The sequence below is a fragment of the Megasphaera sp. AF13-6AC genome, from assembly GCF_027685385.1.
GTDB lineage: Bacteria > Bacillota > Negativicutes > Veillonellales > Megasphaeraceae > Megasphaera > Megasphaera micronuciformis.
In genome coordinates this window covers 1-9,348 of sequence record NZ_JAQCUN010000047.1, presented here as the reverse complement: position 1 = coordinate 9,348, position 9,348 = coordinate 1, and the positions used below count along the sequence as shown (strand labels likewise).

General features: G+C 46.1%; 8 protein-coding genes and 1 pseudogene. All 9 read left to right on the top strand.

Going from position 1 to position 9,348, the window contains the following annotated elements:
* A partial coding sequence (locus PGX78_RS03995) for an MATE family efflux transporter (RefSeq protein WP_270445498.1) occupies positions 1 to 812 on the top strand: 812 nt, incomplete at its 5' end.
* A gap of 13 nt (positions 813 to 825) precedes the next feature.
* Complete coding sequence (gene yfcE, locus PGX78_RS03990) at positions 826 to 1,371, top strand: phosphodiesterase (RefSeq protein WP_270445497.1); 546 nt, start codon at positions 826 to 828, stop codon at positions 1,369 to 1,371.
* Between the two features lie 126 nt (positions 1,372 to 1,497).
* Positions 1,498 to 2,310, top strand: coding sequence for an amidohydrolase family protein (locus PGX78_RS03985; RefSeq protein WP_270445496.1), 813 nt, complete (start codon positions 1,498 to 1,500; stop codon positions 2,308 to 2,310).
* Positions 2,311 to 2,345: 35 nt separating this feature from the next.
* Positions 2,346 to 3,428 carry an efflux RND transporter periplasmic adaptor subunit gene (locus PGX78_RS03980; protein ID WP_270445495.1) on the top strand — a complete coding sequence of 361 codons (1,083 nt, stop codon included), beginning with the start codon at positions 2,346 to 2,348 and terminating at the stop codon, positions 3,426 to 3,428.
* Positions 3,428 to 6,481, top strand: a complete 3,054-nt coding sequence (locus PGX78_RS03975; protein WP_270445492.1) for an efflux RND transporter permease subunit — start codon at positions 3,428 to 3,430, stop codon at positions 6,479 to 6,481. The genes PGX78_RS03980 and PGX78_RS03975 overlap by 1 nt, the downstream gene beginning before the upstream one ends.
* 148 nt (positions 6,482 to 6,629) lie before the next feature.
* Entirely contained in the window at positions 6,630 to 7,670 is a 1,041-nt protein-coding gene (locus tag PGX78_RS03970; RefSeq protein ID WP_270445491.1) for a rod shape-determining protein, read from the top strand.
* A gap of 2 nt (positions 7,671 to 7,672) precedes the next feature.
* Positions 7,673 to 8,593 carry a rod shape-determining protein MreC gene (gene mreC / locus PGX78_RS03965; RefSeq protein WP_270445490.1) on the top strand — a complete coding sequence of 307 codons (921 nt, stop codon included), beginning with the start codon at positions 7,673 to 7,675 and terminating at the stop codon, positions 8,591 to 8,593.
* A complete protein-coding gene (gene mreD, locus PGX78_RS03960) occupies positions 8,590 to 9,099 on the top strand; it encodes a rod shape-determining protein MreD (protein WP_270445489.1) in 510 nt (169 codons plus the stop codon). The genes mreC and mreD overlap by 4 nt, the downstream gene beginning before the upstream one ends.
* A 16-nt stretch (positions 9,100 to 9,115) precedes the next feature.
* Positions 9,116 to 9,348 (top strand): annotated as a pseudogene (locus PGX78_RS03955) (penicillin-binding protein 2); the annotation flags it as partial.

The following is a 9,348-nucleotide window of genomic DNA, read 5'->3' as shown; positions in this document are numbered from 1 at the left end:
ATGTAGGCTTGGCTATTTTATTCATCGTTGCCTTTGATTGGGGAGTTCCGGGTTCGGCGATAGCTCTTGTCGTGTCGCAGGGAATTGCCGCTTTTTTATGTCTCTTTTACATGCGCATTAAGTTCCCCTTTTTACGACTTTCACGAGAAGACTGGCGCTTTGATTCGGCCTTTGCCAAAGAACACTTGAAGGTGGGTATGCCCATGGCTCTACAATTCTCTATTATTACGTTGGGGATTATTGTCGTTCAGGCCGTATGCAATACTTTTGAAGCTGAAACGATAGCCGCTTTTATTTCGGCTACGCGTATTGAACAAGTGGCTATGCAACCCATGATTTCCTTCGGTATCGCCATGGCCGTCTATACGGCTCAGAATTACGGTGCTCGTAAGTTCGACCGCATTCGTAAGGGCGTGCGTCAATGTTCGCTTCTGTCATTCGGTTTATGTGTGTGTGCCGTTGCCTTAATGTACTTTTTCGGCATTGAAATTATTTCCGGCTTTACGACCGATCCGGATCAGTTCCTTCTCGATCAAGCGGCCTTGTATTTGTTGTTTACCGTACCGTTTTACTTTTTTCTGGGACAGCTTTTTGTGTATCGTAATGCACTGCAAGGAATGGGAATTGCTATTGTTCCCTTATTGAGCAGTATTTTAGAACTCGTCATTCGTAGCGGTTCCGCTTTGCTTTTGGCGGATAAGTGGGGCTATCCCGGCTTGTGTGCTGCCAGCCCTGTTTGCTGGGTGGCGGCTTGCCTGTTTACGACAGGATGTTATTTCTATTTCAGTAGACGGCTGTTTGTTGAGAAATAAGAAGGTGTAAGGCATGAAATACGTAATCGCTTCGGATCTTCACGGATCCGCTTTATATACCAAAAGACTCTTGGAGTCTGTAGAAAGAGAAGAGGCTGACCGGTTGTTACTTTTGGGAGATTTACTTTATCACGGACCGCGTAATGAATTACCGACAGGTTATGACCCGAAGGAAACGGCCGGATTATTGAATAAAAAGAAGAATATGATTTTTGCCGTTCGCGGCAACTGTGAGGCCGAGGTGGATCAGCAGGTTTTGGAATTTCCCGTCATGGCGGACTATGCCGTTTTTGTTGAAGGATCTGTTAAAGTTTTTGCGACTCACGGGCATCTGTATAATGAAAATCATATACCGCCATTGACTGAAGATTTTATTTTTTTGCACGGCCATACGCATATACCCCGGTGTGAACGACACGGCGGTCTTTTGTATATGAATCCCGGGTCAGTATCCATTCCCAAGGGAGGCAGCGAGCGATCTTATATACTTTGGAATGAAGATGAATTTACGTTGAAGACACTCGAAGGCACCATCTTGGCACAGTATATGAAAAAATAGGTAAAGCGAAGAATGGATACGTACATTCCGGGCTTTAAATGTATGGTACAATAGCAATACTCGGAAAAAACTATTTTCAGTATTCGCATAAATGCTGTAAAAACGGCAGAGAGAAGGTTAAGTTTTATGAAAATCATTGACGCACATTTTCATTTCGCCTCGTTTCCGGGGTTTGACGAATTGGCTGTTACGGCAGGCCATGAAAATACGGCGGACAATTTACGCAGGTCTTATGCAAATACGGGAATTGTACACGGCATTGTTATGTCAAACGTGTCTCTCGACCCGAAAGATCACCACTATCCCCAATTTATGAGTTATTGTATCGGTCTGGATCGATTTGATACGGATAACCGTTCCATAGCAGAGCAAGCCGCTTTAGTAGAAGAAAATTTAAAACGGCCCGAATGTGTGGGTATTAAACTATATCCCGGATATAATCATTTTTATGTTTATGAAGATCGACTTAAGCCTTTTTACGACTTGGCTGTAAAATATGATAAACCGGTGGCTATTCATACGGGTCTGACGGCGACGGAGCGAGGACTCTTGAAATACAGCCATCCGTTCACCCTTGACGAAGCGGCCGTTAAGTATAATAAGGTTCGATTTGTCATGTGTCATATCGGCAATCCGTTTCTTGCCGATGCCATTGCCGTAATGGAAAAAAATCCGAATGTCTCAGCCGATTTATCAGGCTTACTGGAAGGGAAAATACCTGATTTTGATAGGTTCTTATACGAAAAATACGGGTATATACGTCGTCTTTATGATCTTTTTTCTTATATCGGTTGTTATGAACGATTTATGTTCGGTACCGATTGGCCTTTAGCCAATTTACTGGACTATGTTAATTTCGTTAAAGTCATCATTCCCAGAAGTGCTTGGGACGATGTGTTCTATAATAATGCTGTGCAGACGTACGGATTGAAGTTGTAAGCGAACTGTGGCGAGAACGTATGGCGGAGGTATATATGAAACGCAGGAGAAAATATTATGTTCTGTTAGTAGCAGCCGTTTTAACAGTAACCTTTGTTTCAGGTTGCGGTCATAAGGAAGAGGCACAAAAGCCCCGATTGGTGAAAACCGTAGTTGTAGGAGATGGGCAGGCACAAGACGGGGCTCAATATACGGGGACGGTCAAGGGTCGCTATGAGAGTCATATGGCCTTTCAAATCGGCGGACGCATAACGACTAAAAATGTTCAGTTAGGTTCTGTCGTCCATGCGGGAGACGTATTGATGACTGTCAATCCTCAAGATGCACAGCAAGGAGTAAACCGTTCTCAAGCTGCATTGAGTGCTGCACAATCACAATTGGATTTGGCACGGGTCAATTTGGAACGATATGAATCTTTATACGCGCAGGATGCGGTCAGTGCGGCTACACTTGACCAGTATCGTAACGCCTATGATCAGGCGGCGGCTCAGTACAATCAGGCGGCAGCGGCTGCAGCTACATCGGAAAACAGCCTTTCTTATACGAGCCTTACGGCTGATGCGGATGGAGTTATTGCTGCCGTATCGGCCGAACCGGGGCAGGTTGTAGCTGCCGGACAGACTGTTCTGACCTTGGTAAAAGGCGGCGATATGGAGGTTTCCTTTAATGTACCGGAAAACAGAATTAAGGATTTTTCCGTAGGTAAGAACGTCAGTGTATCTTTCTGGGCCCTCGGTAAGATGACCGTTACGGCCACTGTAAGGGAAGTCGCCGCTGTAGCCGATCCGGCTACGCGTACGTATAAGGTTACCGTAACCTTACCGTCAGACGTGCCGGGGGTACAGTTGGGAATGACCGCCACGGTTACGGATAATAAGGCAGTCGGTAGCGGTACGGATTGTGTCTTGCCGCTATCGGCCATCTATCAGACCGGCAATACGCCTCAGGTGTGGGTTGTCGGTAAGGACCATACTGTTTCTCTGCAAAACGTAAGTGTCGAAGCCTTTGATGATAATCGTGTGTCGGTTAAGGGGCTTAAGAACGGAGATCTGGTTGTTACGGCCGGTGTTCAGCTTTTGTCGAACGGTCAGGTCGTGCGAACGGAAGGTGACGAATAATGCGTAACCTGACGGAATTGTCTCTGAAAAATAAGACCTTGGTTTGGTACTTTATTGTCGTCATCGCGTTGGCAGGTGTTTTTTCATACATGAAGTTGGGGCGTATGGAAGATCCGGCTTATACGGTGCGAAAGATGGTTGTAACCGTTGCCTGGCCGGGAGCGACAGCTCAACAAATGGAAGAACAGGTTACGGATAAATTGGAGAAAAAGCTTCAAGACACCCCGCATCTTGACTATATTCGAAGCTATTCCAAACCGGGGCGAGCCGTTATATTCGTTAATTTGGACGATGAAATAGATTCGACTCGGGTCCGGTCCGTTTGGCAAGAAGTACGTAACTTGGCGGACGATACGAAACGTACCTTACCTGAAGGTGTATACGGACCGTACTATAACGACCATTTCGACGATGTATACGGTTCCGTATATGCTGTAACGGGAGACGGGTATTCATACGAAGAATTGCGACAAAAAGCCGAAATACTTCGTCGAGAAATGCTTAATGTCCCCGATGTGGGGAAGGCTGAAATTGTCGGGGAACAGTCGGAAAAGGTTTACATAGAAATAGAAAATGCAAAACTGGCATCCTTAGGTATTTCCCCTACAACTATATCCGAGGCGGTTAAAGGACAAAATGCGGTGACGCCGACGGGTATGATTGATACGAAAACGGATAACGTGTATTTGCGTCTTACAGGAACCTTTGACGACATAGATGCCGTTCGAAATCTGCCTGTTAAGGGCGGAAATGCGATTTTCCGTCTCGGCGATATTGCTAAAGTGGAGCGAAAGTACACGGAGCCGGCAGACCCGAAAATGTTCTTTGACGGCAAGCCGGCTATAGGCGTAGCTGTTTCCATGAAGGATGGCGGCAATATCCTGACCCTGGGTGAAAATTTGAGCCGGGTTGTAAAGTCCGTAGGAGACGACTTACCGGCAGGTCTGGAAATTCAGCAAGTATCGGATCAGCCGGCTGTAGTTAAAGACTCTATCAGTGATTTTGTCGGCACTTTGAGAGAGGCGATTATTATCGTCCTTATTGTCAGCTTCCTCAGCTTGGGCTTGCGTACGGGTATGGTTGTCGCTTTTTGTATTCCTTTGGTGCTTACCGGGGTATTTTGCATCATGGAGATTGCCGGCATTGATTTACACAAAGTTTCATTAGGAGCTTTAATCATCGCTCTCGGCTTATTGGTTGACGATGCGATCATTGCCGTGGAAATGATGAGTGTCCAATTGGAGGCGGGGAAGTCCCGTATGGAAGCGGCGTGTGCTGCTTTTAGAGAGACGGCTAAACCTATGCTGACGGGAACTCTCGTCACTTGTGCCGGATTTATTCCCGTAGCCTTTTCCGAAGGTGCGGCTGCGGAATTTTGTAAGGCCCTCTTTCCGGTGATTACGGCATCTCTTGTTATCTCGTGGATTGTATCCGTCATGGTGGCGCCTTTGTTCGGGTATTATTTGATTAAAGTTAAGGATAAGGCGGGCGAAGCGGATAAGCCTTCCATGTATGATAATCGCTTCTACCGTACATTTAGACATGTTTTGCAAATCTTTCTTACTCATAGAAAAACGGTTCTTTTGGGGACATCTGCCGTATTCATCTTATCATGCGGCTTGCTGACTTTTGTACCGCAAGAGTTTTTCCCGCCGTCATTACGTCCTGAAATTATAGTTGAAATGACCTTACCCGAAGGATCGTCCATAGCGGCGACGGAGAAGGAAGCTAAAAAGTTTGCCGCTTTTTTAGATAAGCAAGAGGGGCTGATAAAAGACTATTCCTTCTATGTAGGGGAAGGAGCCCCGCGCTTTGTTCTAACGACAGAACCCGTGCTGCCTGCAAGCAACTATGCACAGTTTGTTGTCGTTGCCGCTGATACTGAGAGTCGGAAAGAGTTGGCAGGGCGAGTAAAAAAGGAACTGGCCGATCATGAACCGAATGTGCGCAGTAATATTAAGTATATTCAAACGGGACCGCCGTCGGACTATCCCGTTATGCTGCGCTTATCGGGGCAGAATATAGATAAGGTTAAGACTTATGCGCAAAAAGTTGCCGATATATTGCGCCAAGATTCGAATTTAACGGATGTTCATCTTGATTGGGAGCAAAAGAGCAAAATCGTGAAAGTCGATTTGGATCAGAACAAACTGCGTTATTTGGGTATTTCCGGTGCCGATATATCGAAAACGCTTTATACGGAGTTGAGCGGGGCGACCATTGCCGAATACTATGCAGGAGATAAGACAATCGGTATTCAGTTGCGTCTCGATCCGAACAGCCGTAGTGACTTGGCAAGAGTAAAAGATGTGGTTATTCCTACACCTAACGGATATGTGCCTTTGGAACAGATAGGTAAGCTTTCGTACAGTGCCGAAGACGGAACTATTTGGCGTCGTAATTTAAAACCGACCATTCTCATTGAGGCCGATACTCTTTCCGGAACGGCTAATAATGCGACCAAACGGGCATATGACGAAGCGTCGGCGGTTAGCGAGTCGCTACCTTTCGGCTATAAGTTGGAAAAAGACGGAGCCCTGGAAAATAGCGAAAAATCATTAAAATATTTATTGGCTCCCGTGCCGGTCATGATTTTTATCATTATGACGCTTCTCATGTTCCAGCTTCGCAATATTAAGAAAACGGCTCTTACACTGATAACGGCTCCGCTTGGAATTATCGGTGTTTCTCTGGGTATGCTTTTATTTAATGAATCTCTCGGCTTCGTAGCCTACTTGGGGATTTTAGCCTTAGGCGGTATGATTATTCGCAATTCGGTCATTCTGATCGATCAGATTCAAAAACATGAGGCAGCCGGAGAGTCACCGTGGGATGCTATCGTAGATTCGGCGATTATGCGTTTTCGGCCGATTATGTTGACGGCGGCAGCTGCTATATTGGGTATGGTGCCTTTAATGAGAAGTGCTTTTTGGGGACCTATGGCTACGGCCATTGCGTCCGGACTTTTAGTAGCCACCATCCTGACCCTTTTGGTACTGCCTGTCATGTATGCCTCCGTTTACAAAATAAACAAGGACTCGAAAAAGGAATAAGGTAAGTGAAAATGCGGTATCGCCTTATGGGAGGGATACCGCATTTTTCGCCGAAAATCGCCGCTTGTAACGGCTGAATGTATTCACGGTCAGCCCTCTTTGTGGTAAAATAAATAACGACTGTAATTATTGTAGGAAGGAATCGATTATGGCGTCTATTTTTTCGCCCTTAACTAAAAATATAGGCATAGATTTGGGTACTTGTACGACACAAGTATACGTGGAAGGCCGCGGTATTGTTCTTTCCGAACCGTCCGTTATTGCCACGGACGAGCGGAACCAGAAGGTAGTAGCTGTCGGACGGAATGCGGAAAACTTACTGATTCAGTCTCCGGAAGTCGTGAAGATTCACAGACCTCTCGTAAACGGAGTTATTGCCGACTATTCGGTAACCAGTACACTTTTAAATTATATCCTGAGTCGAGCTGTGCGCACGGTACAGCGTGTACGGGTTAATCTCGGGGTTCCGGCCATTGCCTCGGATGTGGAAAAAAGAGCCGTACTGGAAGCTTTGTACAGAGCGGGAGCCAAGGAAACGAGCTTGATTGAAACGGGAGCGGCGGCCGCTATCGGTGCCGGGCTTCCCGTCTTGGAGCCTACCGGCAGTATGGTCGTTGATATTGGCGGCGGTACGACAAATGCAGCGGTCCTTTCTTTGGGCGGTATTGTCGTATCCGAAGCGATTCATACGGGCAGTATTGAACTGGATGAAACATTGCGTGATTATTTACGAATGAAATACGCTGTCGTTACGGACGATGCAACGGTAGAAGAAATGAAGATTTATAACGGCTCTGCTATTTTGCCCATAGAAGACAGACATTTTTATTTTACAGGCCGTGGTTTGGATGACGGGTTGGAACGGGAAGTGTCTTTAAAATCCAGTGAGATTTATGAAGTCATGGGGCGGCCTCTGCTGAAGATTATTGAATTGATTCGGCGTACCTTAAAGGAAACGCCGCCCGAGTTGGCAGCCGATATTATGGAGCAGGGGATTGTCCTCACCGGCGGAGGCTCTTTGCTGAAGGGGCTTGACCAGTTGGTGGCCCAGGAAACGGGTGTACCCGTTATGGTGGCGGCTGAACCGGAAACGGCAGTAGCTAAGGGTGCCTACACGGCATTAAAAAACAGGCAGAAATTCGATTCGTTAATTCAAGGTGTTCAGACCATTTATAAAAGGAGATTTTAACATTGTTTTCCTTCGGTAAGAGAAGCGTTATTGCCGCTTTCGCCTTATTTTTAATAATAGGGGTTGTCGGTTGGGCTTGGCGCAGCCATAATTCCATTCCCTATGTAACGTCACCGTTGCAGACTGTAGTCACGCCTTTGGAAGAAGGGGTGTCGTGGATTGCCGATCGAATTTCTTCAATCAGCCGCATTATAGATATCAGTATGAAAAATCGTATTGAATGGGAGCAATTGGAAAAGGAAAATGCCGACCTGCGTGAAAAAACGGTGGATTATGATGAAATTACGGCGGAAAATACGAGATTGCGTAAACTTCTCGGTTTCCGTGAAGCTCATAAAAATTTGCAGCTCGTAGCGGGCCCTGTTATTTCTCGCGATTACGGTACTTGGACTAATACGATGATTATCGGTGTCGGTGAAAACGAAGGGATTAAAGAAAATATGGCCGTTATCACGCCTGACGGCGTTGTAGGTTTTATCAGCGATGTTTTTCCCTCATCGGCAAGAGTCCAGCTTTTAACGGATCCGAGGACGAGTATAGGTGCTATTGTGCAAAGAGCCGAATCGCGAGTTGCGTCGGTAGTCCGAGGTAACGGCAATATGCCGACAGAGCCCCAATTCGTCAATATTGCCAAAGATGCGGATATTCTGGAAGGGGACAACCTCGTCACGTCCGGTTTCGGTACCATTTATCCTAAAGGGTTGTACGTAGGCAAAATCGTATCCGTTCATTCCGATGATTCGGATTTTGTAAAATATGCGGTTATTCAGCCTGGTGTCGATTTTTCCAAACTGGAGGAAGTCTTTGTCATTACCGGTACGACCGGTAACGGCGATTACGATAAACCGGGTGTAGCCCCTAAACTCGTCCCTCAAACGCAGCGTGACAAGGTGGAAGGTGTTAAGGGAGCGGCGGCGCTATGAGAAAGACATATTGTATTATTACGGCTCTTATCGTCTTTATTTTGCAAAGTGTCGTTTTGCCGAGAATTTTTAACGGTGTAGTACAGCCCAATCTGATTTTGCTCTTTGTGATCATCGTTTCCTTACGTTTCGGCCAGAGAAAGGGAACGGGGGTGGCTCTTTTGGGCGGATTTTTACAAGACGTTGTTATCGGTAACTTTTTCGGTATCCATATCTTACCGTATTTATTGGTTGCCGCACTTAGCGGTTACTTGGGGAGGTCTTTGGAGAAGGACCAGCATATTTTGCTTGTACTGTTGGTTCTGTTTATTACGGAAGCTTACCTGGTGTTTACATACCTCGTTTTGTCCTTGTCGGGACAATTCGTTTCTTTCATTCCCTACTTAGCACAATATAGCGTTCCTTTGCTTGTGTTGCACGGGATTTTAGCACGTTTTGCGGACCGGATTGTGCGAAAGATGTATAGGGAAGACGCATTTTTCGGATTTATGAGTTTTAACAGATAGAAGGGGACCCGTATTCATGCTGGAAGCACTTCTGAAAAAAAAGAATAATGATGGGCCTTTTCGCTATGTATACGGTGCGGTTGTCATTGTTTTTCTCGTTTTAATAGCCCGTCTTGTATGGTTGCAACTTTTTCAGGGCGATTATTATAATTCCCTGGCTGAAGGGAATCGTTTGCGGGCTATTCCTTTAGCGGCTATGCGCGGTGTCATGTACGATCGAAACGGGCAAATTCTTGTCGGTTCGCGACC

Coding starts and splice junctions, on each gene's coding strand:
- yfcE (WP_270445497.1), top strand. CDS start 826: ATGAAATACGTAATCGCTTCGGATCTTCACGGATCCGCTTTATATACC.
- PGX78_RS03985 (WP_270445496.1), top strand. CDS start 1,498: ATGAAAATCATTGACGCACATTTTCATTTCGCCTCGTTTCCGGGGTTT.
- PGX78_RS03980 (WP_270445495.1), top strand. CDS start 2,346: ATGAAACGCAGGAGAAAATATTATGTTCTGTTAGTAGCAGCCGTTTTA.
- PGX78_RS03975 (WP_270445492.1), top strand. CDS start 3,428: ATGCGTAACCTGACGGAATTGTCTCTGAAAAATAAGACCTTGGTTTGG.
- PGX78_RS03970 (WP_270445491.1), top strand. CDS start 6,630: ATGGCGTCTATTTTTTCGCCCTTAACTAAAAATATAGGCATAGATTTG.
- mreD (WP_270445489.1), top strand. CDS start 8,590: ATGAGAAAGACATATTGTATTATTACGGCTCTTATCGTCTTTATTTTG.